Origin of the sequence: Streptomyces sp. NPDC053474 (assembly GCF_044544845.1) — a bacterium.
Taxonomy (GTDB): Bacteria; Actinomycetota; Actinomycetes; order Streptomycetales; family Streptomycetaceae; genus Streptomyces.
This window is the reverse complement of record NZ_JBITXV010000011.1, coordinates 149,447-172,827: the sequence shown is the minus strand read 5'-3', so window position 1 is coordinate 172,827 and position 23,381 is coordinate 149,447. Positions and strand designations below refer to the sequence as shown.

At 73.8% G+C, this 23,381-nt stretch carries 17 protein-coding genes; 12 read left to right on the top strand and 5 right to left on the bottom strand.

Annotated features, from left to right (window positions below; translation table 11 throughout):
- Positions 1–7 precede the first annotated feature (7 nt).
- Genes ACIG3E_RS26135 through ACIG3E_RS26125 form a run of 3 tightly spaced genes read left to right on the top strand, consistent with a single transcriptional unit; the run spans position 8 to position 3,415 of the window.
- Complete coding sequence (locus ACIG3E_RS26135) at positions 8–265, top strand: acyl carrier protein (RefSeq protein ID WP_399621014.1); 258 nt, start codon at positions 8–10, stop codon at positions 263–265.
- 53 nt (positions 266–318) lie between these two features.
- On the top strand, positions 319–2,172 hold the full coding sequence (gene asnB, locus ACIG3E_RS26130) for an asparagine synthase (glutamine-hydrolyzing) (RefSeq protein WP_399621011.1): 1,854 nt from the start codon (positions 319–321) through the stop codon (positions 2,170–2,172).
- Positions 2,173–2,182: 10 nt separating this feature from the next.
- Positions 2,183–3,415: an FAD-dependent monooxygenase gene (locus ACIG3E_RS26125; protein WP_399621009.1), complete on the top strand. Its 1,233-nt coding sequence runs from the start codon at positions 2,183–2,185 to the stop codon at positions 3,413–3,415.
- Between the two features lie 23 nt (positions 3,416–3,438).
- Here ACIG3E_RS26125 and ACIG3E_RS26120 read toward each other — a convergent pair whose 3' ends face one another.
- The gene (locus ACIG3E_RS26120; protein WP_399621007.1) at positions 3,439–3,729 is read right to left on the bottom strand and encodes a DUF6059 family protein; all 291 of its coding nucleotides are present in this window, start codon (positions 3,727–3,729) and stop codon (positions 3,439–3,441) included.
- Between the two features lie 114 nt (positions 3,730–3,843).
- Here ACIG3E_RS26120 and ACIG3E_RS26115 point away from each other — a divergent pair, with 114 nt between their 5' ends.
- The 3 genes from ACIG3E_RS26115 to ACIG3E_RS26105 all read left to right on the top strand — a co-directional run bounded on the left by ACIG3E_RS26115 (position 3,844) and on the right by ACIG3E_RS26105 (position 7,409).
- Complete coding sequence (locus ACIG3E_RS26115) at positions 3,844–3,975, top strand: hypothetical protein (RefSeq protein WP_399621006.1); 132 nt, start codon at positions 3,844–3,846, stop codon at positions 3,973–3,975.
- Between the two features lie 107 nt (positions 3,976–4,082).
- On the top strand, positions 4,083–4,868 hold the full coding sequence (locus tag ACIG3E_RS26110) for a slipin family protein (RefSeq protein ID WP_399621003.1): 786 nt from the start codon (positions 4,083–4,085) through the stop codon (positions 4,866–4,868).
- 114 nt (positions 4,869–4,982) lie between these two features.
- Positions 4,983–7,409 (top strand): polysaccharide lyase 8 family protein, encoded by a 2,427-nt coding sequence (locus ACIG3E_RS26105; RefSeq protein ID WP_399621000.1) that lies wholly within the window; start codon positions 4,983–4,985, stop codon positions 7,407–7,409.
- A gap of 17 nt (positions 7,410–7,426) precedes the next feature.
- On the opposite strand, the gene ACIG3E_RS26100 is transcribed toward ACIG3E_RS26105, so the two are convergent.
- From ACIG3E_RS26100 to ACIG3E_RS26085, 4 genes are all read right to left on the bottom strand, one after another.
- The gene (locus ACIG3E_RS26100; RefSeq protein WP_399620998.1) at positions 7,427–9,982 is read right to left on the bottom strand and encodes an ATP-binding protein; all 2,556 of its coding nucleotides are present in this window, start codon (positions 9,980–9,982) and stop codon (positions 7,427–7,429) included.
- 42 nt (positions 9,983–10,024) lie between these two features.
- The gene (locus ACIG3E_RS26095; protein ID WP_399620996.1) at positions 10,025–12,568 is read right to left on the bottom strand and encodes an ATP-binding protein; all 2,544 of its coding nucleotides are present in this window, start codon (positions 12,566–12,568) and stop codon (positions 10,025–10,027) included.
- Between the two features lie 10 nt (positions 12,569–12,578).
- Positions 12,579–12,668, bottom strand: coding sequence for a K(+)-transporting ATPase subunit F (gene kdpF / locus ACIG3E_RS26090; protein WP_037825521.1), 90 nt, complete (start codon positions 12,666–12,668; stop codon positions 12,579–12,581).
- Between the two features lie 268 nt (positions 12,669–12,936).
- Entirely contained in the window at positions 12,937–13,815 is an 879-nt protein-coding gene (locus ACIG3E_RS26085) for an NAD(P)-dependent oxidoreductase (RefSeq protein WP_399620992.1), read from the bottom strand.
- 200 nt (positions 13,816–14,015) lie between these two features.
- On the opposite strand from ACIG3E_RS26085, the gene ACIG3E_RS26080 reads away from it, so the two are divergent.
- From ACIG3E_RS26080 to ACIG3E_RS26055, 6 genes are all read left to right on the top strand, one after another.
- Positions 14,016–17,366 carry an AfsR/SARP family transcriptional regulator gene (locus tag ACIG3E_RS26080; RefSeq protein WP_399620990.1) on the top strand — a complete coding sequence of 1,117 codons (3,351 nt, stop codon included), beginning with the start codon at positions 14,016–14,018 and terminating at the stop codon, positions 17,364–17,366.
- Between the two features lie 445 nt (positions 17,367–17,811).
- Positions 17,812–18,261, top strand: a complete 450-nt coding sequence (locus ACIG3E_RS26075) for an SSI family serine proteinase inhibitor (RefSeq protein ID WP_399620988.1) — start codon at positions 17,812–17,814, stop codon at positions 18,259–18,261.
- A gap of 207 nt (positions 18,262–18,468) precedes the next feature.
- Positions 18,469–18,933, top strand: a complete 465-nt coding sequence (locus tag ACIG3E_RS26070; protein WP_399620985.1) for a nitroreductase family deazaflavin-dependent oxidoreductase — start codon at positions 18,469–18,471, stop codon at positions 18,931–18,933.
- Positions 18,930–19,469, top strand: a complete 540-nt coding sequence (locus ACIG3E_RS26065; RefSeq protein ID WP_399620983.1) for a GNAT family N-acetyltransferase — start codon at positions 18,930–18,932, stop codon at positions 19,467–19,469. Before ACIG3E_RS26070 ends, ACIG3E_RS26065 begins: the two co-directional genes overlap by 4 nt.
- Positions 19,470–19,580: 111 nt before the next feature.
- Positions 19,581–20,984, top strand: a complete 1,404-nt coding sequence (gene lpdA, locus ACIG3E_RS26060; RefSeq protein ID WP_399620981.1) for a dihydrolipoyl dehydrogenase — start codon at positions 19,581–19,583, stop codon at positions 20,982–20,984.
- A 153-nt stretch (positions 20,985–21,137) separates the two neighbouring features.
- Positions 21,138–23,285 carry an MMPL family transporter gene (locus tag ACIG3E_RS26055; protein ID WP_399620978.1) on the top strand — a complete coding sequence of 716 codons (2,148 nt, stop codon included), beginning with the start codon at positions 21,138–21,140 and terminating at the stop codon, positions 23,283–23,285.
- Positions 23,286–23,381: the final 96 nt, after the last annotated feature.

The window sequence follows — 23,381 nt, the reverse complement described above, 5'->3', positions numbered from 1 at the left end:
CACTGCCATGACCGCGTTCGAGATCGAGGACCTGGTGCGACTGCTGCGCGAGTGCGCGGGCGAAGAGGAGACCGTCGACCTGGACGGCGACATCCTCGACACCACCTTCGAGGACCTCGGCTACGACTCGCTCGCCCTGTTCAACACGGTGAGCCGGATCGAGCGTGACTACTCCCTCACGCTGCCCGACGAAGTGGTCGTCGAGGCCAGGACACCCCGGCACCTGCTCGACCTGGTCGCCGCCGGACTCGCCGAGCGGGTGTAGGCGTCCGCAGCCGGTGCCGTCGGGGCACCGCGCCTCATCCGAAGGAGATTGTGATGTGCGGCATTACGGGATGGCTCGACTACGAGCGGGACCTCGCGACGGCGTCCACCACCGTGCGCGCGATGACGCGCACCATGGCGTGCCGAGGTCCCGACGCCGAGGGGGTGTGGATCGGGGGGCACGCGGCACTCGGCCACCGCAGGCTCTCGGTGATCGACCTGGACGGCGGCCGCCAGCCGATGACGGCCGAGGACGACGAAGGACACACCCTGGCCGCACTCACCTTCTGCGGCGAGATCTACAACTACCGCGAGCTGCGCACGGATCTGGTCGCACGAGGCCATCGCTTCCGCACCGCCAGCGACACCGAGGTCGTCCTGCGCGGCTACCTCCAGTGGGGCGAGGACGTGGCCACCCGGCTCAACGGCATGTTCGCGCTAGCCGTCTGGGACGTCCGTAGGGAAGAACTGCTGCTCCTGCGCGACCGGATGGGCGTCAAGCCGCTGTACTACCTGCCCACCGAGCACGGCGTCCTCTTCGGCTCCGAGCCCAAGGCGATCCTGGCCAACCCACGGGCGCCGCGGCGGGTGTCCGCCGAAGGGCTGTGCGAGGTCCTGGACATGGTGAAGACCCCGGAAGTCGGCGTCTTCCAGGGGATGTACGAGGTGCGGCCGGGCCACACGGTGCGCTTCGCACGGCAGGGGGCGCGGGCCCGTGCCTATTGGAAGCTGGAGGCGCGGGAGCACACCGACGACCTGGCCACCACCATCGCGACCACCCGCGCACTGCTCGAGGACATCGTCGAACGGCACATGGTGGCGGACGTCCCGCTGTGCCTGCTGCTCTCCGGCGGCCTCGACTCCTCCACGGTGACCGCCCTCGCCGCGCGCGCGGCAGCCGCCCGGGGCCTGGACCCGGTCCGCTCCTTCTCCGTCGACTTCGCGCACGCGGACGACCGCTTCCTGCCGGACGCGGTGCGCGGCATGCGGGACGCCCCCTTCGTACGGGACGTGGTGCGGCACACCGGCTCGCGCCACACCGAGGTGGTCCTGGAGACCGACGAGCTGACCGACCCGGCGCTGCGCGCGGCCGTGCTGCGCGCGGTCGACCAGCCACCGGCGTTCTGGGGGGACATGTGGCCCTCGCTGTACCTGCTGTTCCGTGCCGTGCGGCAGCACTCCACGGTGGCCCTGTCCGGTGAGGCCGCCGACGAACTCTTCGGCGGGTACCGCTGGTTCCGCAACCCCAACGCGCTGCGCGCCGACACCTTCCCCTGGCTGACCTCCGGCTCCGCCCGGTACTTCGGCGGCCGGGCCCTGCTGGACAAGGGGTTCCTCGACAAGCTCGACCTTCCGGGCTACCGCCGGGACCGGTACCACGAGGCGCTGGCCGAGGTGCCCGCACTGCCGGGGGAGAGCGAGGACGACCGGCTGATGCGCAGGGTCGGCTACCTCAACCTCACCCGTTTCGTGCAGACTCTGCTGGACCGCAAGGACCGGATGAGCATGGCCCTCGGCCTGGAGGTCCGGGTGCCGTTCTGCGATCACCGGCTCGTCGAGTACGTCTTCAACACCCCGTGGGCGATGAAGTCGTTCGACGGCCGCGAGAAGAGCCTGCTGCGGGCGGCCGCCGCCGAGCTGCTGCCCGCCTCGGTGCGCGAGCGGGTCAAGAGCCCCTACCCGGCCACCCAGGACCCGTCGTACGAGCGGGCGCTGCGCGGCCGACTTGCCGCGCTGCTCGCCGACGCCGACGCCCCCGTGCTCCCGCTCCTCGACCGTTCCCGGGCCCGCGCGATGGCGGACCGTCCGGTGGGGGACGTCAGCAGGCCCTACGACCGCGGCGGCCTGGAGATGGCGCTCTGGCTCAACGCCTGGCTCACCGAGTACGACATCACCCTCGACGTGTGAGGAGCGGACGGTGGACGAGACACGCACCGACTTCTGCGTCGTGGGCGGCGGCCCGGCCGGTCTGACGCTCGCCCTGCTGCTGCTCCGCTCCGGCGTCCGCGTCACCGTCCTGGAACGGACGCGGTCCCTGGAGCGCGAGTACCGGGGCGAGATCCTGCAACCGGGCGGGCAGGCGCTCCTGCACGACCTGGGCGTCCTGGACGGGGCCCGGGAACGCGGCTGCCACGAGCACGGCCGCTTCCTCCTGGAGGAACGGGGCCGGGTCCTCATCAACGGCGACTACCGCCGACTGCCCGGCCCCTTCAACTGTCTGCTCAGCGTTCCCCAGCGGCACATCCTGGAAGAGCTGCTCGACCAGTGCCGCGCCCACGACGGCTTCACGTACCTGGAGTCGACGAAGTGCTCCGCCCTGATCGAGGACGCCGGGCAGCGGGTGCGCGGGGTCCTCGGCCGCGGGCCGGGCGGCGACCGGGCCGTGCGCGCCCACTGCGTCATCGGCGCGGACGGACGGTTCTCCAAAGTCCGGCAGCTGGCCCGCCTCGGGTACGAGCGGCTCGACGTCTTCGACCAGGACGTGCTGTGGTTCCGACTCGCCGCGCGAGGTGCGCCGCCGCACGACGTACGGATCTTCCGGGCAGGCGGGAACCCCGCGCTCGCCTACGCCTCGTATCCCGCAAGCGTGCAGATCGGCTGGACGCTCCCGCACAAGGGTTACCGGCGGCTTGCCGCACGAGGTCTCGGCCACGTCAAGGACGGACTCGCGGCGGCCGTACCGGAGCACGCGGAGCAGATCGAAGCGGAGATCAAGACGTTCAAGGACCTCTCCCTGCTCGACGTGTTCGCCGGCACGGCCCGGGAGTGGGTGCGGCCCGGCCTGGTCCTGGTCGGGGACAGCGCGCACACCCACGGCCCCATCGGCGCCCAGGGCATCAACCTGGCGATCCAGGACGCCGTCGCGGCCCATCCCGCGCTGCTCGAGTCGCTGCGCGCGTCCCGGGGCGGCGACGACACCGCCGCGCTGCGCGGCTACGCCGTCACCAGGGCGCGCGACGTGCGCCGGACGACCAGGATCCAGGTGATGCAGAGCAAGGTGATGCTGTCGACCGGCAGGGTCGCGTCCGCCGTCCGCCCCCGGATGGCGGCCGTCGTCTCCCGCACCCCCCTCTACGGTGCCGTGCTGAGCCAACTGGCCTTCGGAAACCGGCGCATCGGGGTGCGGGAGGACCTGTTCGGTCCGGCGTGAGGGCCTGCCGAGAGCCGTGGCCGTCACCGGGCGGTTCCTCGACGGCGGAGGGAGGGCAGCTCACGCAGCAGCTCCCGTTCCTGCGGACTCAGCGGCAGGCCGGGGCACAGCCGTTCGGGATGGCCCGGTGGCGGCCCGCTGAGCACACACCGCGGCGGGTGGGCCGGGCCGCCGGGGCCCCGGCGCGAGCGTGCCACCGCCTCCCCCGCCTCCGGCACGGTCAGATACATCGAGCCCAGCGCGACCAGGGCGCTCAGCACGCCCCGGCCGAAGGCCCGCAGAAGGGCCGCGCCGCGCTGCGGGAAGCCGTTCATGTCCGCTCTCCCTCCATCGGGCCGATCCACCACGGCACAGCGTGTCGACCTCGGCTCGCGGACGGCTGGACGATCGGCCGCGCCTCGTTGGAGCACAGAACCGGAGGAACCCACATGGAAGACCCGCTCCGCTCCGATGGCCCCCCGCTCGACTACGGGACGGGGCCCTGCGGCCCGCCACCGCTGCTCGCAGGCGAGGACGAGGACGAGGAGCACGAGCCGCACATCTGGCGCGGCATCGACTGAGGGCCGCTCCTCGCCCCGGCCCCGTATCCGGGCGTATCGTGAAATTGCGGATGATTCATTGATCACGGATGGTTCGCACGGACGACTCGGAGAGACAGGGGGTCGTCATGCTGGAGGAACTGATCGTGGCGGGCGCGGCCACGGGGTCGGCCTGCCTGGTGTACGCGGCGTCGGCGGCGCGTGTCGTCAAGCAGTACGAGCGCGGTGTCGTGTTCCGGCTCGGGCGGCTGCACGGTTCGCCGCGGCCGCCCGGGTTCACGATGGTCGTGCCGGGCGTGGACCGGATGCGCAAGGTCAACCTCCAGATCGTGACGATGCCGGTGCCCGCGCAGGAGGGCATCACACGGGACAACGTCACCGTGCGCGTCGACGCCGTCGTCTACTTCAAGGTCGTCGACGCCGCCAACGCCATCGTCCAGGTCGAGGACTACCGCTTCGCCGTCTCGCAGATGGCCCAGACGTCGTTGCGGTCCATCATCGGCAAGAGCGACCTGGACGACCTGCTCTCCAACCGCGAGAAGCTCAACCAGGGCCTGGAGCTGATGATCGACAGCCCCGCCATCGGCTGGGGCGTGCAGATCGACCGCGTCGAGATCAAGGACGTCTCCCTGCCCGAGACCATGAAACGCTCCATGGCCCGCCAGGCCGAGGCCGACCGCGAACGCCGCGCCCGCGTCATCAACGCCGACGCCGAACTCCAGGCCTCCAAGAAACTCGCCGAAGCCGCCAAGGAGATGTCCGAACAGCCCGCCGCCCTCCAACTGCGCCTGCTCCAGACCGTCGTCGCCGTCGCCGCCGAGAAGAACTCCACCCTCGTCCTGCCCTTCCCCGTCGAACTCCTGCGCTTCCTGGAACGGGCCGCACAACAGCAGCCCCCGCAGGGCGGGAGCTGAGAAGCGGGCCGCAAGGTCTTGAGGGGCCTGCCGCCGCATGCTAGAAAGCGCTTGCCAGGCCGCGCGGCACGCCTCTGCACCCGCTGCTCCCCCTCCGTCTCCCGGGAGTCCCGCATGCCCTCATGGCCCCGCCGTGCCTTCCTGCTGACCACCGGCGCCACCGCCCTCGCGCTCGGCGCCCCCGGCGGGCCCACCGCCCGCGCCTCGACCGGGGACGCGTACGCCCAGCTGCGCGCCACCTGGCGGACCCTCGTCCTCGGCGAGGGGTTCAGTCCGACCGCCGAGCCCTTCAAGGGCCGCCTCGCCGGGCTCGGTGACGCGGCCCGGCGGTGGCGTTCGACGATGGCCCCGGCGAGCGGCTCCCTCTGGCCCGACCTGCCGTACGCCGACCCCGAACCGGACACCGACCAGGACTCGTTCACGTACTCTGCGAACGTCGTGGCCAGTTGCACCCGGCTCGCCACGATGGCGCAGGCCTCCTGCCAGCCGGGCACCGGACTGACCGGCGACGCCGGGCTGCGGGCCGACGTCCTCACCGGGCTCGACCACCTCTACACGCGGGTCTACAACGAGCGCACGACGCGCTTCGGCAACTGGTGGAGCTGGCAGATCGGCGCCCCGCAGGCGCTGCTCGACACCTGCGTGCTGCTGTACGACGCGCTGTCGGCGGAGCAGGTGGCCCGGTTCTGCGCGGCCGTCGACCACTTCGTGCCCGACGCGGCGGTCGCGCACTACACCGGCACCAGCACGGGCGCCAACCGCGTGGACCTGTGCCGGGTGCTCGCGCTGCGCGGGGTCGTGGGCGCGGACCCGGCGAAGCTCGCCCTGGCCCGGGACGCCCTGTCACCGGTCTTCCCGTACGTGACGAGCGGCGACGGCCTGTACCGCGACGGCTCGTTCATCCAGCACACCGCCGTGCCCTACACGGGCTCCTACGGCGCGGTGCTGCTCGGCGGGCTCGGCCTGCTGTTCGCGCTGCTCGCCGACTCGCCCTGGGCGGTGACGGACCCCGGGCGGCACATCGTGTTCGACGCCGTGGAACACGCGTGGGCGCCGTTCCTCCACAACGGCCTGGTGATGGACTGCGTCGCGGGCCGCGCGCTCAGCCGGGGCGTCGCCGCGTCCGACGACCGGCGGATCCAGGCCGACGACCATCTGCGCGGCCATCCGATCCTGGCGTCGGTGCTGCTGCTCGGCCAGAGCGCGTCCGCCGCCGAACGGGCCCGCTGGCGCGGCCTGGTGAAGGGCTGGATGCGCCGCGACCACTACAGCCCGCCGCTCGCCGACCCGCTCCTCGGCCTCGCCGCCCTGGCCCGCCTCAAGGACGTCGAGGACGACGCGGGGACCGCCCCGGTGCCCGAGCCGACCGGCCACCGGCTCTTCCCCGAGATGGCGCGGGCCACGCACCGGCGCCCCGGCTGGGCCGCGTCCCTCAGCATGGCCGACGCGCGCATCACGTACTACGAGACCGGCAACGGCGAGAACCTGCGCGGCTGGCACACCGGCTCGGGCCTGCTCGCCTGGTGGGGCGACAGCTTCGCGGGCGGCCAGTACAGCGACGCCTACTGGCCCACCGTCGACCCCTACCGGCTGCCCGGCACCACCGCCTCGCGCACGGTCCTCGCGGACGGGGCGGGCGGGGACTGGGGCGCCGCACGTCCCGCCGTGCGCTGGGTGGGCGGCGCCACGGACGGACAGCGGGCCGCGCTCGGGCAGCATCTGAAGGGGCTGCGGAGCACCCTGTCGGCGCGGAAGGCGTGGTTCTGCCTGGACGACGCGATCGTGTGCCTGGGCGCGGGCATCAGCTGCACGGACGGCACGGCGGTGGAGTCGACGGTCGAGAACCGCAACCTGGGGACGGCGGGCCGCGCCCCCTTCCAGGCCGACGGCGTCTCCAAGCCCGTCACCACGCCTTGGTCCCAGACCCTGACCGGCGCCCGGTGGGCGCACATCGGCGGGCACGGCGGCTATGTCTTCCCCGGCGGCGCCACCGTGAAGGCCCTGCGGGAACAGCGCACCGGCAGGTGGAGCGACATCAACCGGAGCGGCTCCGCGACGCCCCTGACCCGCACCTTCCTCACGCTGTACGTGGACCACGGCACCGACCCCACGGACGGGTCGTACGCGTATCTGCTGCTGCCCGGCGCGAGCGCCGAGCGCACCGCCGAGCGGGCGGCGGCCGTCGACTGGCTGCGGATCCTCGCCAACACGGACGCGGTCCAGGGCGTCGGCGTGCCCTCGCTCGGCTGCACCGCCGCGAACTTCTGGACGGCCGGGGCGGCCGGGCCGCTCGCCACGAGCGCCGCCTGCTCCGTCCTCGTCACCGAGCGGCCCGACGGTACGGCGACCGTGTGCGTCAGCGACCCGACCCGGGCCACGGGCGGTGGCCTGCGCGTGACCTGGCAGCGGCCGGTCGCCGAGGTCACGGGCAGGCCCGCCACCGTGGCCTCGGCCGCGACGGGCGGCTCGCTGACGCTCGTCTTCGGCGACCTCGCGGGCGCCCGGGGCGCCACCCAGAAGGTCACGGTGCGCCTCGGCTGACCCGCCGGGCGCGCCCGCTACGACGTGGCCGCCGCCGGGAGGTCCGTGCGGGGCTGCGGGCGCCCGGGGGCCGTCCGCAGGACGAGGACCATGGTGAGTCCGCCGCCGGGGGTGTCCTCGGCGGTCAGGGTGCCGCCGAGGGCCTCGGTGAAGCCGCGGGCGACGGCGAGGCCGAGGCCCACTCCGGCGCCGCGCGGGGCGTCGCCGTAGCGCTGGAACGGCTCGAAGATGCGGTCCTTGGCGTCGTCGGGGACGCCGGGGCCGCGGTCCACGACGCGCAGCTGCACCTGGTCGGCCATGGTGCTGGCGGCGACGAGCACGGACTCGCCCTCGGGGCTGTACTTCAGGGCGTTCTCTATGACGTTGGCGACGGCGCGCTCCAGCAGGCCCTTGTCCGCGGCCACCATCGGCAGGTCCTCGGGGATGTCGAGGACGACGTGCTCGGCGGGCGCGGCCATGCCCTCCAGGGCGAGCGGCACCACCTCGTCGAGGTCGACCTCGCGGACGATCGGCTGAACGGTGTCGGTCTGGAGGCGGGACATGTCCAGGAGGTTGCCGACGAGGTGGTCGAGCCGGTCGGCGCCCGCCTCGATCGCCTCCAGGAGTTCGGCCCGGTCCTCCTCGGACCACTCGATGTCGTCGGAGCGCAGGCTGGACACGGACGCCTTGATCCCGGCGAGGGGCGTGCGCAGGTCGTGGCTGACGGCGGCGAGCAGGGCGGTGCGAATGCGGTTGCCCTCGGCGAGGGCGCGGGCTTGGTCGGCCTCGGACTGCAGGCGCTGGCGGTCCAGGACCACGGCGGCCTGCGCGGCGAAGGCGCCGAGCACGCGGCGGTCCTCGGCGGGCAGCACGCGCCCGGTGAGCGCGAGCGACATGTGGTCGCCCACCGGCATGTCCACATCGGCGTACTCCGGGCGGCTCGCGGGCTGCCGGGTGCCGACGCTGCCCGCGCAGGTCCAGGGCGCCGTGTCGTTCTCGCGTTCCAGGAGGGCCACGGCCTCCATGGCGAAGGTCTCCCGGACGGTCTCCAGGAGCGAGGCGAGGCCGTTCTCGCCGCGCAGCACGCTGCCCGCGAGGTGGGAGAGGATCTCCGACTCGGCGCGCAGGCGCGCGGCCTGGTGGGTGCGGCGGGCCGCCAGGTCGACCACGGACGCCACGGACACCGCGACCCCGATGAAGATCACCAGGGCGACGATGTTCCTGGGGTTGGAGATCAGTACGTGGTGGACGGGTGGCGTGAAGTAGTAGTTCAGCAGCAGGGACCCGAAGGCCGCGGAGGCGAGGGCCGGGAGCATGCCGCCGAGCAGGGCCGCCGCGACCGTGAGGGTCAGGAACAGCAGCATGTCGTTGGCGAGGCCGAGGCCCGGCGCGACGCCGCGCAGCAGCAGGGCGAGCAGCACCGGGCCGACCATGCCGATGAGCCAGCCCCAGATGAGGCGGTTGCGGCTGAGCCGGGCGGTGCGCGGGGTCCTGGACAGGCCCGTGCCGGTGCCGATCTCGTCGTGGGTGACCAGGTGGACGTCCAGGTCGGGCCCGGACTCGCGGGCCACCATGGCGCTGACGCCGGGCCCGAAGACGTACTGCCAGGCCTTGCGGCGCGAGACGCCGAGGACGATCTGGGTGGCGTTGACGCCCCGGGCGAACTCCAGGATGCCCGCCGCGATGTCCTCCCCTATCACCTGGTGGAAGGAGCCGCCGAGGTCTTCGACCAGGGTGCGCTGGACGGCGAGCTCCTTGGGCGAGGCCGCGGTCAGGCCGTCGCTGCGGGCGATGTAGACCGCGAGGACCTCGCCGCCCGCGCCCTTCTCGGCGAGCCGGGCGGCGCGCCGCAGCAGGGTGCGGCCCTCGGGGCCTCCGGTGAGGCCGACGACGATGCGCTCGCGGGCCTGCCAGGTCGAGCGGATGTTGTGCTCGCCCCGGTACTGCTGGAGGTACTCGTCGACCCGGTCGGCCACCCACAACAGCGCCAGCTCCCGCAGCGCCGTGAGATTGCCCGGCCTGAAGTAGTTCGACAGGGCCGCGTCGACCTTGTCCGCCTTGTAGATGTTGCCGTGCGCCATCCGGCGCCGCAGCGCCTGCGGCGACATGTCGACCAGCTCGATCTGGTCCGCCCGGCGCACCACCTCGTCCGGCACCGTCTCGCGCTGCCGCACCCCCGTGATCGACTCCACCACGTCACCCAGCGACTCCAGATGCTGGATGTTGACCGTGGATATGACGTCGATGCCCGCCGCGAGGAGTTCCTCGACGTCCTGCCAGCGCTTGGCGTTGCGCGAGCCCGGCACGTTGGTGTGCGGGAGTTCGTCGACGAGCGCGACGGCCGGGGCCCGCTCCAGGACGGCGTCCACGTCCATCTCGGTGAAGGCCGCGCCCCGGTACTCCAGCTCCTTGCGCCGTACGACCTCCAGGCCGTGCAGCATCACTTCGGTGCGCGGACGGTGGTGGTGCTCGACGAAGGCCACCACGCAGTCCGTGCCGCGCTCGATGCGACGGTGGGCCTCGGACAGCATCGCGTACGTCTTGCCGACGCCCGGTGCCGCCCCCAGATAGATCCGCAGCTTGCCGCGTGCCATGTTCTCGTCTCTGCGCTCGGATGCGATGGATGCGCCCATCACTCAAAGGCGCTCAGAATGCCAGACGCTTCCCGGGTGCGCACCGTTGACCTCGGCGAAGTGCCCGGCGAAGGGCAGCGAGAGGACCATGGTGAGCCCGCCGCCGGGGGTGTCCTCCGGCGTGAGGGTGCCGTCCATCGCCTCGGCGAGGCCCCGGGACAGGGCCAGGCCGAGACCGAGCCCCGTGGTGTTGTCGGTGTCCCCGAGCCGCTGGAAGGGCTCGAAGACGCGGTCGCGGTCGGCGGCCGGGAGGCCGGGGCCCCGGTCGACGACGCGCACCTCGACGCGGCCCGCCAGGGCGCTCGCGGTGACCAGGACCCGGCCGCCGGGCGGGGTGTGCCGGGCGGCGTTGTTGACGAGGTTGGCGAGGACGCGCTCCAGGAGCGGCGGGTCGGCGAGGACGGCGGGGATCTCCTCCAGGCCGCCGGTGTCCACGGGGCAGGCGGGCGGCAGCGAGTCGAGGGCGGGCCCGAGGACCTCTTCGAGGGCGGTGGCGCGCAGCTCCAGGCGGAGCGCGCCCGCCTGGAGGCGGCTCATGTCGAGCAGGTTGTCGACGAGCCGGTTGAGGCGGGTCAGGGACTCCTCGGCGGTGGCGAGGAGCTCCTGCCGGTCCTGCTCGCAGAAGTCCAGGTCGGGGCTGCGCAGCGAGCCGATCGCGGCGAGCGCGGCGGCCAGCGGGGTGCGCAGGTCGTGGCCGACGGCCCGCAGCAGGGCCGTGCGCATCCGGTCGGCGGCCTTGACCGGCTCCACCTCGGCGGCGGCCTCGGCGAGCCGGGCCCGCTCCACGGCGGCGCCGACGTGCGCGGCGAACGCGGTGAGCACGCGCCGGTCGGCGGCGGACAGGGTGCGGCCGCGCAGCACCAGGTAGGCGTCGGCGCCCGCGGGCACGGCGGTCACCCGGGCGTCGCTGGTGTCGGGCGGCCGGTCGACGAGCTCGGCGGCGGCCACGCCGAAGGCCTCGCGGGCCCGTTCGAGGAGGGCGGGGACGGGTCGGCCGCCGCGGACGATGGTGCCCGCGAGCGCCGACATCGTCTCGGCCTCCGCGGTGGCGCGCGCCGAGCGCCGGGACAGGCGCAGCGAGCGGTCGACGACGGCGGCGACGGTGGCCGCGACGATCGCGAAGGCCACGAGCGCGAGGACGCTGTTGGGGTCGCCGAGCGCGAAGTGCCCGACGGGCGGCATGAACCAGTAGTTGAGCAGCAGCGACGCGGTCACGGACGCGACCACCGCGGAGGCCACGCCGCCGATGCAGGCCACGCCCACCACGGCGAGCAGGAAGAGCAGCGCCTCGCTGGTGAGGTTGAGGCGGCCGCGGGCGGCGTCCAGGTCGAGCAGGAAGGTCAGGGCAAGGGGCAGGAGCAGCCCCGCCACCGGGCCCGCGACGCGGCGCGGGCCCGACAGGGTGCGTCTGCGGGAGGGCAGGAGGGTGCCGTGCCCGGCGCGTTCGTGCGTGACGGTGTGGACGTCGATGGCCCCCGAGAGGGCCACGACGGTCTCGCCGGTGCCGCGCCCGGTGAGGAACCGCTCGAAGCGGCCGCGGCGGCTGGAGCCGAGGACGAGCTGGGTGGCGTTCTCCGCCCGCGCGAACTCCACGAGGGCACCGGCCACGTCGTCGCCGACCACCGAGTGGTAGCTGCCGCCGAGGTCCTCCACCAGGCGCCGCTGCCGGGTCAGGGACGCGTGCGAGGCCCCGGCGGCGAGGCCGTCGCTGCGCGTGATGTGCACGGCGAGCAGTTCGCCGCCCGCCGAGCGGTCGGCGATGCGGGCGGCCCTGCGGACCAGGGTGTCGCCCTCGGGCCCGCCGGTGAGGCCGACGACGACGCGCTCGCGGGTCTCCCACACGCCGCCGATGCCGTGCTCGAAGCGGTAGGCCTGGAGGGCCTCGTCGACGCGGTCGGCGAGCCAGAGCAGGGCGAGCTGGCGCAGGGCCGTGAGGTTGCCGGGGCGGAAGGCGTGGGCGAGGGCCGCGTCGACGTCCTCGGGGGCGTGGATGTCGCCGCGCGCCATCCTGCGGCGCAGCGCCTCGGGGGCGATGTCGACGAGTTCGATCTGGTGGGCGCGGCGCACCACCTCGTCGGGGACGGTCTCGGCCTGCGGCACCTCGGTGATCTTCTCGACGACGTCGTTGAGGGACTCCATGTGCTGGATGTTGACCGTGGTCACGACGTCGATCCCGGCGGTGAGCAGCCGGTCGACGTCCTGCCAGCGCCGGGGGTTGCGGCCCGCGCCCGGCACGTTGGCGTGGGCCAGGTCGTCGACGAGCGCGACCTGGGGGCGGCGGGCGAGCAGCGCGTCCAGGTCGAGCTCGGTGAACTCGCCGCCCCGGCAGGAGCAGCGGGCGCGGTCGACGGCCGTCACGCCGTCGGCCCGCGCCCGGGCCAGGGCGGCCTCGGTGTGCGGCCGCCCGTGGCACTCCACGTAGCCGATGACGACGTCCGCGCCGCGGGCGGCCCTGCGGCGCCCTTCGTCGAGCATGCGGCAGGTCTTGCCGACCCCCGGTGCCGCTCCGAGGTAGATCTTCAGCTGTCCGGGTCGTCCGTCCGTCATCGCGCCGGTGTCAGAACCTCTCGGGGTAGAGCCGCGCGAGGACGAGGTACCCGACGAGGGCGGCGGCGATCAGAAGTCCCACCACGTTCTCGGCGCTCATGTGCCTCAACTCCCTGGCGTCCTGGGTCACTTCTCCCACCGAAGCGGGTGCCGGGGACTTCGGACACGGCCCTTGACGCATCCTTGGCAGCCACAGCCGGGACGTTGACGCGGCCTTGACGAAGGGCCCACCAGGGGGAATGCCTGAGCGCTTCGCTGGAATTGCCGCGATGGGCCGTCGGTCGTCTGCGGTACCGTCGTGGCTGGTCGCGCGGTTCCCCGCGCCCCTTCGGGGCGTGCCGAACCGCACCACAATTCCACAAGACCGCTTAGCGCAGGGACTCGATGGCGCGGGCCATGCTCTCGCTGCCGCGGCCCTCGGCCAGCTGCCGCTGGAAGACCTCGTGCAGCGGCTGGAGCAGGTCGACGCCGACGCCCTGGGCCCGGGTCGCGGTGAGGATGTTGGCGAGCCCGACGGCGTTGATGTCGATGTTCGACGTGTCCGTGCGGTAGTCGCCCGCGTCGATCTCGGCGGCGAAGCCGGGCAGCGCGCCGAGCGCCTCCTTCAGCCAGCGCACGAGGAGTTCGGTGACCTCCGCAGCCGCGATCCCGGCGGAGCGGCCGACGGCGACGGTCTGGAAGAAGCCCGCGAACATCCCGTACATGCCGCTGAGCAGGGCCACGTCGTGCACCGGCGCGAGTCCGGCGTCGGCGCCGACGAACACCGGCGCGCCGAGCGGCTCAAGGAGCGGCCGGTAGGCGGCGAAGGCGTCGGCGTCGCCGCTGTACAGGACGAAGGCCTCCGGCGTTCCGATGGTCTGCGGGATCGCGTACACCGCGCCGTCGACGTAGGCCGCGCCCCGCTCGGTGACCCAGGCGCCCAGGTCGCGGGCGGGGCCGGGGGTGCCCGACGTCAGGTTGACGACGGCGCGGCCCGCGAGGGCGTCGCCGACGGGGGTGAGCAGGTCGCGGACCGTCGTGTAGTCGAGGACGCAGACGACGACCAGCTCGCTGGCCTCGACGGCGGCCTTCGGCGTGGGCGCCAGGGTGGCGCCCAGCGCGACGAGTTCGTCCGCCTTGCCCCGCGAGCGGTTCCAGACCGTGACCTGGTGGCCTTGGTCGAGGAAGGCGCGGGCGAGGACCTGGCCGAGGTTGCCGAGGCCGATGACGGTGACCGTGGTGGGGGCCGTGGGAGTGGCGGTGTTCATGGGGTCGCTCCGTGGTGAGGGGCCAGGCTGCTGGGCGCCGCGGCCTGTGGTGATCACCCTGCGGGCGGGCGCTGTCGGTCGGCTGTCGGTTCCCTGCCGGTCCGGCTGCCACCGGGGGGTGAGGGACCGGGGCCTGGGGGCGGGGGGACCCGGGGTCTGGGGCCGAGGGGCCGCTCACCTGGCGCGTTATCGTCGTCCGTATGCGATTCGGGGTGCTCGGTCCGCTGGCCGTGTGGACGACGGACGGCGCGGCCGTCACCGTGCCGGGCGCCAAGGTCCGTGCGCTGCTCGCCCAGTTGCTCGTGCACCCCGGGCGGCCGGTCTCCGCCGAGCGGCTCATCGACGGGCTGTGGGGCGAGGCGCTGCCGGAGCACCCGGCCAACGCCCTCCAGGGCAAGGTCTCCCAGCTGCGCAGGGCCCTGGACGAGGCCGGTCCCGGCGGCCGTGACCTGCTCGCGTCGGGGCCCGCCGGGTACGCGCTGCGGGCCGCGCCGGACGACGTGGACGCGACCCGGTTCACGGCCCTGGTCGAGCGGGCGCGCGCCGCCGGGGAGCCGCGCGAGCGGGTACGGCTGTTCGCGGACGCGCTCGGCCTCTGGCGCGGCGACGCGTTCGCCGACTTCGCCGGTGAGGCGTTCGCGCGGGGCGCGGCGGACCGGCTCGACGAGGCCCGGCTCACCGCGTGGGAGGAGCACGCCGAGGCGCGCCTCGACAGCGGCGAGCACGGGCCGCTGGCCGCGGACCTCGCCGACCTGGTCGTACGCCATCCGACGCGGGAGCGGCTGCGGGCGGCGCAGCTGCGGGCGCTGTACCGCTCGGGCCGCCAGACGGAGGCGCTCGCCGCGTACGAGGACCTGCGGCGTCGCCTCGCCGATGACCTCGGGCTCGCGCCGGGCCCGGAACTGGCCGCACTGCACGGGGCGATCCTGCGCCAGGACCCGTCGCTCGACGGGCCCTCCCTGGCGCCCGGCGGGCCCGCGCGCCGCGGCCGTCCGCCGACCGCCGCCCCGGGTGCGCGCTCCAACCTTCCCGCCCCGGTGTCCGGCCTCGTCGGCCGGGACGACGCCGTGCCGGGAGTCCGCCGACTGCTCGGCGCCACGCGCCTGGTGACGCTCACCGGGCCCGGCGGCGTGGGCAAGACGCGGCTCGCGGTGGCGGCGGCGCACGGGCTCGTGTCCGGCTTCCCGGACGGGGTGTGGCTCGTGGAGCTCGCGGGTGTCGACCCGGGCCAGGACGGCGCGGAGGCCGCCGTCGCCGAGGCCGTGACGCGGGTCCTCGGCCTGCACGAGGAGCCTAAGGCGGGCCCGCCCCGGGACGCCGTGGCCCGGCTGACGGACGCGCTGCGCGCCCGGCGGCTGCTCCTCGTGCTCGACAACTGCGAGCACGTGGTGGACGCCGTGGCCGCGGTCGCCGCCGGGCTGCTGCGCGCGGCACCGGACCTCGCCGTCCTCGCGACCAGCCAGGAGCCGCTCGACGTGAGCGGCGAGCGGGTGTGGCCGGTGCCGCCGCTGGAACTCGACGGCGCCATGGAGCTGTTCGTCCAGCGGGCCGGGCTCGGGTCCGGCGCCGCGGCGCTCGGCGCGGACGACGCGGAGGCCGTCGCCGAGCTGTGCGTACGGCTCGACGGGCTGCCCCTGGCCCTCGAACTCGCGGCGGCCCGGGTCCGCACGATGGGGGTGCACGGTCTGCTCGCCCGGATCGACGACCGGTTCGCGCTGCTCGGCCGGGGCCTCCGCGGCGCCCCGGCCCGGCAGCGGACGCTCCGCGCGGTGATCGACTGGAGCTGGTCGCTCCTGAGCGGGCCCGAGCGCGCGCTCCTGCGCAGGCTCGCCGTGCACGACGGCTGCGGCCCGGCCGCGGCCCAGGCCGTCGGCGCGGGCGGCGCGGTGCGCGCCGCGGACGTCCTCGACCTGCTCGCGCGGCTCGTGGACCGCTCGCTCGTGGCCCTGTCCGACCGCCCGGACGGGCCGCGCTACTGCCTCCTGGAATCCGTACGGGCGTACGGGGCGGAGCAGTTGCGCGCGGCGGGCGAGGCCGAGGACGTGCGCGAGCGGCACAGCGCCCACTACGCCGCGCTCGCCGAGCGCGGCGGCGCGGCGCTGCGCGGCCCGGAGCAGCGGCGGTGGCTGGAACGGCTCGACGAGGAGAGCGGCAATCTGCGCCGCGCCCTGGACGCGGCGGTCGGGCGCGGGGCCGTGGAGCGGGCGCTGCGGATGGTGAACGCCCTCGCCTGGTACTGGGTGTTGCGGGGCAGGGTCGCCGAGGCGCGGCGCTCCCTGGACGCGGCCCTGGCGCTCGCGCCCACCGCCACGGGGCTCGCGCCGGGGACGGCGGCCGCGCGGGCGCTCGCCCTCGCCTGGCGCACCGGCATCGCCCTGCGGGAGGGCGACGAGGGGTTCACCGACGCGTGCGCCGGGACCGGGGCCGACACGGACGGCCCGGCCGCCGCCGTCAACGGCCCGACGCCTGTGGCCGACTCGTCGGCGGCCGAGCACCTGGAGGACGTCGAGCCGCCCCTCGCCGCCGTCCTGGAGGCGTACCGGCACGTCGACGACCCGTCGGGGCGGGCCACCGCCCTGTGGATCCTCGGTTCCGCACAGCTCGGCGCGGGTGCCGTGCGCACCGGGGAGCGGCTGGTGAACGAGGCGCTCGCCGCCTTCGAGGCGCTCGGCGACCGCTGGGGCACCGCCGCCGCGCTCAGCGTGCGGGCCCGGCACGCGATGGCGCGCGGCGACCTGGCGGCGGTGCGGCGTGACAGCGAGCGCGGCGCGCGTCTGTTCCGTGAACTCGGCGATGCCCTGGGGCAGTTGCAGACCGTGTTCCCGCTGGCCACGCTCAGCGAGATCGCGGGGGACCACGCCGAGGCCGCCCGGCTGCACCACGAGGGGCTGCTCGTCGCGGAGCGGCTCGGGCTGTGGACGGAGGCCTCCAAGCGACTGTCCGGGCGTGGCCGGATCGCGCTGCTCACCGGCGACCTGGCCCAGGCGCGCGCCGATCACGAGCGGGCCCTGAAGCTGGCGCGCGACCACAGCTTCCGCTCCGGCGAGATCGACGCCCTGATCGGCCTCGGGCTCGGCGCGCGCAGGGAGGGCGACCTGGACGGCGCCGAGCGGCACATGCGCGCGCTCCTCGCGTGGTTCCGCAAGGCCGACTACGGCCCCGGCGTGACGCTCGCCCTCGCCGAGCTCGGCTTCGCGGCGGAGTTGCGCGGCGACGCGGCGGCGGCCCGGGCGCTGCACGCGGACGGGTTCGCGGCGGCGCTGCCCCTCGGCGACCCGCGGGCGCTGGCCCTCGCCCTGGAGGGCCTCGCGGGGGCCGAGGCGGCCGCGGGCGCGCACGGCACGGCGGCGACGCTGCTCGGCGCGGCCGCGGCGGCCCGCGCCTCGGTGGGCGCGCCGCTGCCCGACGCCGAGCGCGGGGACGTGGACCGCGTGGCGGCGGCGGCCCGCGCCCGCCTCGGCACGCAGTCGTACACAACCGCTTTCAAGCAAGGGCAGCGCCTTGGCCCGGTGGCGGCACGCGCCCTCGTGGCCTCGAACGCACCCGTGTGACCTGGGGCGATACCCGGCATCGCCCCTGCTTCAGCGCCCGCCGCAGGCCTCCCGCGCGCTCCGTGCGCCCCGCTGGTTACCGGGCGGGACGCGGCCGGTCAAGCACCGGTTTCCGGTCGAAGCCCACGCAGCGAAAAACGACCGACCGCTCATTTTCGCAGGTCAGAGGGTTGTTTTGGGTTATACCACCAGGGTCAAAACGGCGCGCCGCAGGGCCAGTGGGTGCGCTCCCGCATACGTTGAGCTGCCCGAATGACCAAGAGCGCCTCGCTCAGCGGACGCCCGCATCCGGAAATCGACCATCAGTTTGCCGCTCACTCAGCGCACTTGCCAGACTCCCCAACGCAACCGCCGCTACGGCACGCAACCCGTCCGTAACGCGCAGCAGTATCGGTACGCAACACCCATTCTCGTACCACTCACCCGCAGTTGAAGGAGCATCAAAGTGCGTCACCTCCTCAAGACCGTGAGCGCGGCCGCGGCCGTGGCCGCCGGCGTCCTGACCGTCTCGGCGGTCACGACGGGCGCGGCCCAGGCCGCCACGCCGAAGCCGATGGGCCTGTACGCGCCCTCGGACCTCGTGCTCACCGTCGGCCAGGGCGAAGACGCCGCCACGGCCACGGTGCAGCGCGCGGTCACCCTGACGTGTGCGCCGAAGGCCTCGGGCACCCATCCGGCACCGCGTGCCGCCTGCGCGGAGGCCGCCGCCGTGGGCGCGCGGTTCGACGCGCTCGTGAACAAGGAGCCCAAGGCCTTGTGTACCAAGGAGTGGAACCCGGTCATCGTCTCCGTGAGCGGTGTCTGGCAGGGCAAGCACGTCGCCTGGACGACCACGTTCGGCAACCCCTGCACGAAGGACGCGGCGCTCGCCGAGGGGGCGCTCCTGAACTTCTGACGGACCGTCCCCCAAGACCCCTCGGCCACCTTTCGTGGGGGGAGGCAGCCGAGGCACGCGGCCCCCGATGTCCCGAGCATCGGGGGCCGCACCATGCCCTCTCGCGCCCGGTGCGCGGGCGTGCGGGAAGAGTTCGCGGGCCCGGCCGGTTGGCACCAACCGGACCGGCATCGGACCGGTCCGCACGCCCTTGCCGAAGGAGCCCCCATGAGCCTCGCGGACGACCACACCCTCGACGGCGAGTACGCCCCCAACACCTGGGACTGGGTGGCGGAGCACGTCGCCCGCTACGAGTCCAGCGGCGGCCTGGACGGCACCCTCCTGAACGGCTTCCCCACCGTCGTCCTCACCACGCGGGGCGCCCGGTCCGGGAAGATCCGCAAGACCCCGGTGATCCGCGTCCGTGACGGCGAGCGCTACGCCGCCGTCGGCTCCGTCGGCGGCGCCCCCAAGCACCCCGCCTGGTACCACAACGTGCTCGCCCACCCCCGCGTACGGCTCCAGGACGGCCCCGTGATCCGCGACTACGAGGCGCGCGTCGCCGAGGGCGAGGAGCGCGCCGCCTGGTGGGCGCGGGCCGTGGAGACCTTCCCCCAGTACGCCGAGTACCAGCGACAGACCGACCGGGTGCTGCCCGTGGTGATCCTGGAGCCGGTGGCGGAGGACGCGTGAGCCGTCCCGGCACCGGCCCGGTCGCCCCCGAGCCACTCGACACCGACCGGCTCGCCCTGGAACCCCTCCGTCCCGCGCACGCCGAGGAGATGGCCCTCGTCCTCGCCGACCCGGCGCTGCACGCGTTCACCGGCGGCGCCCCGGACGACCTGCCCGCCCTGCGCGCCCGGTACGCGCGCATGCTCGCCGGACCTCCCGAGCCCGGGGCCTCCTGGTGCAACTGGGTCGTCCGCGTCCGGGCCGACGGGTGCCTCGCGGGCACCGTGCAGGCCACCGTCACACCCGGCGACGCCGGTGAGCTGACCGCCGAGGTCGCGTGGGTGGTGGGCACGCCGTGGCAGGGGCGCGGCATCGCCACGGAGGCGGCGCGGGCCCTCGTCGCCTGGCTGCTGCGGCACCCCCGGGTGACGTCGGTGAGCGCGCACATCCACCCCGATCACCTCGCGTCCGCCGCCGTCGCCCGCGCGGCCGGGCTCGCCCCCACCGCCGAGCGGCAGGCCGGGGAGGTCAAGTGGCGGCTCGGGCGAGAGCCTTGAGGGGTGAGGAAACCGACCCGCCCCGCGCCGCGGGGAGGGTATGACGGATGATCGTGTCAGCCACACCACAGAGCTGCACACAGCACCGCAAACGCAGAGAGGAACCACCCCATGGATGACCGCTTCGACGTCGTCGTGCTCGGAGCAGGACCCGGCGGTTACGTGGCCGCCATTCGCGCCGCCCAGCTGGGCAAGCGGGTAGCGGTCGTGGAGGAGAAGTACTGGGGCGGAGTCTGCCTCAACGTCGGCTGCATCCCGACGAAGGCCCTCCTGCGCAACGCCGAGCTCGCCCACCTGTTCACGCACGAGGCCAAGACGTACGGCATCAAGGTCGACGGCGAGGTGTCCTTCGACTACGGCGAGGCGTTCCGGCGCAGCCGCACGGTCGCGGACGGCCGCGTCAAGGGCGTCCACTTCCTGATGAAGAAGAACAAGATCACGGAGTTCGACGGCCGGGGCACCTTCCTGGACGCGAACACCCTCCAGGTCGCCAAGTCCGACGGCACCACCGCCACCATCGGCTTCGACCACTGCATCATCGCCACCGGCGCCACCCCGAAGCTGCTGCCCGGCACGCGCCGCAGCGACCGCGTGGTCACGTACGAGGAGCAGATCCTCGCCGACGAGCTGCCGGGCTCCGTGGTGATCGCGGGCGCGGGCGCGATCGGCATCGAGTTCGCGTACGTCCTGCACAACTACGGCGTGAAGGTCACGATCGTCGAGTTCCTGGACCGCGTCGCCCCGCTGGAGGACGCGGACGTCTCCAAGGAGCTGGCCAAGCAGTACCGCAAGCTCGGCATCGACGTGCTGACCTCCACCCGCGTGGAGTCGATCGACGAGTCGGGGCCGCAGGTCCGCGTGACCGTCACCGCCAAGGACGGCAAGCAGCAGGTCCTGGAGGCCGACAAGGTGCTCCAGGCCATCGGCTTCGCGCCGAACGTCACGGGCTACGGCCTGGAGGCGACCGGCGTGGCGCTGACCGAGCGCGGCGCCATCGACGTCGACGGCCGCTGCCGTACGAACGTGCCGCACATCTACGCCATCGGCGACGTGACCGCCAAGCTGATGCTCGCCCACACCGCCGAGTCCATGGGCGTCGTGGCGGCCGAGACCATCGCGGACGCCGAGACGATGGAGCTCGACTACCCGATGATCCCGCGCGCCACCTACTCGCAGCCGCAGATCGCGAGCTTCGGCTGGACGGAGGCGCAGGCCAAGGAGAAGGGCTTCGACGTCAAGGTCGCCAAGTTCCCCTTCCAGGCGAACGGCAAGGCGCACGGCCTCGGCGACACCGTCGGCTTCGTGAAGATCATCAGCGATGCCACGTACGGCGAGATCATCGGCGCCCACCTCATCGGTCCGGACGTGACGGAGCTGCTTCCCGAGCTGACCCTGGCCCAGCAGTGGGACCTCACGGTGCACGAGGTGGCCCGCAACGTGCACGCCCACCCGACCCTGGGCGAAGCCGTCAAGGAGGCCGTGCACGGCCTCGCCGGACACATGATCAACTTCTGAGTCCGCTGCTGTACTCCCCGCGCTTCCCGGGGCCGCCGCCGCGGTCCCGGGAAGGCGGTCCCGGGAAGGCCGTCCCGAGTGGCGGGCCCGCATGGTCCAGCCGATGCTGGGCAGGATGTGATGTGCCTCGGGGGCGAGGAGAGGCAGTGATCCATGTTCTCTGCACTGGGCCGTTTCGTGGTCCGCCGCCCCTGGTGGGTGATCCTCGCCTGGGTCGTCGCGGCCGCCGCCGTGATCTCGCTGGCACCGAAGCTCACCTCCAGCACCGACGAGGCCAGCTTCCTGCCGGATCACTACGAATCCATCCGCGCCTCCGACCTGCAGGAACGGGACTTCCCGCGCCAGGAGAACATCGGCGCGATCATCGTCTTCCAGCGCTCCGACGGCGGGCGGCTGACCCCCGCCGACTCCGCCGCGGTCACCCGCGTCTCGAAGGACCTGGAAGCGAGGAAGATCAAGGAAGTCCAGGCCGTCACGCCCGGTGAGGTATCGCCCAACAAGCGCGTCCAGACGTCCGTCGTCGCCATGCCGAAGATCACCAACCCCGAGGACACCCAGCAGCAGGACGCCGTCGAACAGCTCCGCAAGGACCTCAAGGGGGAGCTGAAGGGCACCGGCCTCGACGCGGGCATCACCGGCTCGGCGGCGCAGGCCCTCGACGAGAGCGACGCGTCCGAGCGCGCGAGCCTGCTCGTCGGTGTCGGCACGATCGTCATCATCATCGTGCTGCTACTCGTGATCTTCCGCAGCCCCATCATCGCGCTGCTGCCGGTCGTCCTGATCGGTCTGATCTCGCCGATGGCGACGGGCCTGATCGCCTGGGCCAACGAGGCCTTCGACATGAAGGCCGACTCGTCCGTCCAGGAACTGCTCACCGTCGTCCTGTTCGGCGTCGGCACGGACTACATCCTGTTCCTGCTCTTCCGCTACCGCGAGGCGCTGCGCGCGGGCGAGGACGCCAAGGGCGCCATGGTGCACGCCGTGGAGCGGGTCGGAGAGGCCATCACGTCGGCGGCGGGCGCCGTCATCGTCGCGTTCGCCGCGCTCACGCTCTCCTCCCTCGGCATGCTCCGCTCGATGGGTCCCGCCCTCGCGATCGCCGTGTTCCTGACCCTGCTCGCCGGGCTCTCCCTGGTCCCTGCCGTGGTGTCGCTGCTCGGTACGAAGGTCTTCTGGCCGTCGAAGTCCTGGCAGCGGGAGCCGCAGGGCACGGGCTTCGCCCGGCTCGGCGCGTCCATCGCCCGCAAACCCGCCGTGTGGGCGGTCGTCTCGGCCCTCTTCATGGGCGTACTCGCGCTCGGCGCGCTCGGCTACAAGGCCAACTTCGACCTCGCCGGGTCCTCGCTGCCCAAGGACAAGGAGTCGATCGTCTGGCAGGACAACCTGGAGAAGGGCTTCCCGGCGGGCACCACCGACCCGACGTTCGTGTACCTCACGTCGACCGGTGACAAGCCGCTGCCCGAGGGCCGACCGGCCGCGTTCCGCAAGCGGTTGGAGTCCGTCGACGGCGTGGGCTCGGTGGCCCCGGCGAAGGTCAGCAAGGACGGCACGACCGCGTCGTACTCGGTGGTGCTCGCCGACCCGCCCGCCTCCGAGAAGGCTCTCGGCACCCTCAAGGACGAGCTGCGGCCCGCCGCCCACGCCGACGCGCCGCCCGGCACCAAGGCGCTGGTCGGCGGCATCACGGCCGTGTACGTCGACATCAACAAGGCCGTGGACCGCGACTACTCGGTCGTCTTCCCGGTGGCCGCGATCGCCATCATGGTCATCCTCGGGCTGCTGCTGCGCAGCCTGGTGGCGCCGTGGTACCTGATGCTGTCGGTCGCGCTCGGGTTCGGCGCGACGCTGGGCGCGACCTCGCTCCTCTTCCAGCAGCTCGGCAGCCAGCCCGGCCTGATGTTCATGCTGCCCGTGATCATGTACTTGTTCGTGGTCGCGCTCGGCACGGACTACAACATCCTCATGGTCTCGCGGCTGCGCGAGGAGGCCCGCGAGGGCCGCGGCCCGCACGAGGCGGCGGGCGTCGCGGTGCGGCACTCGGGCCCGACCATCGGCTCCGCCGGTGTGATCCTCGCGGGGACGTTCGCCACGCTGATGCTCGCGGGCAACTCGACGCTCTCCCAGATGGGTTTCTCCCTGTCCTTCGGCATCGCGATCGCCGCGTTCGTCATGGCGATGCTGTTCACCCCCGCGCTGACGGCCCTCATCGGGCACGCGGCGTGGTGGCCGGGCCACGGCGACCGGGCGCCCGGGGCCGGGGCGGACGAACGGGGCCGTACGCGGGAGGAGTCGCGGCACTGACCGCCGACCGGCGGGGAGGCACGACGGTGACCGCCGCCCGGCGGTGGGAAGCGACGCTGGCCGCCGCCCGGCGGTGGGGAGTGCCGCGCATACTGA

Coding starts and splice junctions, on each gene's coding strand:
- ACIG3E_RS26135 (WP_399621014.1), top strand. CDS start 8: ATGACCGCGTTCGAGATCGAGGACCTGGTGCGACTGCTGCGCGAGTGC.
- asnB (WP_399621011.1), top strand. CDS start 319: ATGTGCGGCATTACGGGATGGCTCGACTACGAGCGGGACCTCGCGACG.
- ACIG3E_RS26120 (WP_399621007.1), bottom strand. CDS start 3,729: ATGAACGGCTTCCCGCAGCGCGGCGCGGCCCTTCTGCGGGCCTTCGGC.
- ACIG3E_RS26115 (WP_399621006.1), top strand. CDS start 3,844: ATGGAAGACCCGCTCCGCTCCGATGGCCCCCCGCTCGACTACGGGACG.
- ACIG3E_RS26110 (WP_399621003.1), top strand. CDS start 4,083: ATGCTGGAGGAACTGATCGTGGCGGGCGCGGCCACGGGGTCGGCCTGC.
- ACIG3E_RS26105 (WP_399621000.1), top strand. CDS start 4,983: ATGCCCTCATGGCCCCGCCGTGCCTTCCTGCTGACCACCGGCGCCACC.
- ACIG3E_RS26100 (WP_399620998.1), bottom strand. CDS start 9,982: ATGGCACGCGGCAAGCTGCGGATCTATCTGGGGGCGGCACCGGGCGTC.
- ACIG3E_RS26095 (WP_399620996.1), bottom strand. CDS start 12,568: ATGACGGACGGACGACCCGGACAGCTGAAGATCTACCTCGGAGCGGCA.
- kdpF (WP_037825521.1), bottom strand. CDS start 12,668: ATGAGCGCCGAGAACGTGGTGGGACTTCTGATCGCCGCCGCCCTCGTC.
- ACIG3E_RS26085 (WP_399620992.1), bottom strand. CDS start 13,815: ATGAACACCGCCACTCCCACGGCCCCCACCACGGTCACCGTCATCGGC.
- ACIG3E_RS26080 (WP_399620990.1), top strand. CDS start 14,016: ATGCGATTCGGGGTGCTCGGTCCGCTGGCCGTGTGGACGACGGACGGC.
- ACIG3E_RS26070 (WP_399620985.1), top strand. CDS start 18,469: ATGAGCCTCGCGGACGACCACACCCTCGACGGCGAGTACGCCCCCAAC.
- lpdA (WP_399620981.1), top strand. CDS start 19,581: ATGGATGACCGCTTCGACGTCGTCGTGCTCGGAGCAGGACCCGGCGGT.
- ACIG3E_RS26055 (WP_399620978.1), top strand. CDS start 21,138: ATGTTCTCTGCACTGGGCCGTTTCGTGGTCCGCCGCCCCTGGTGGGTG.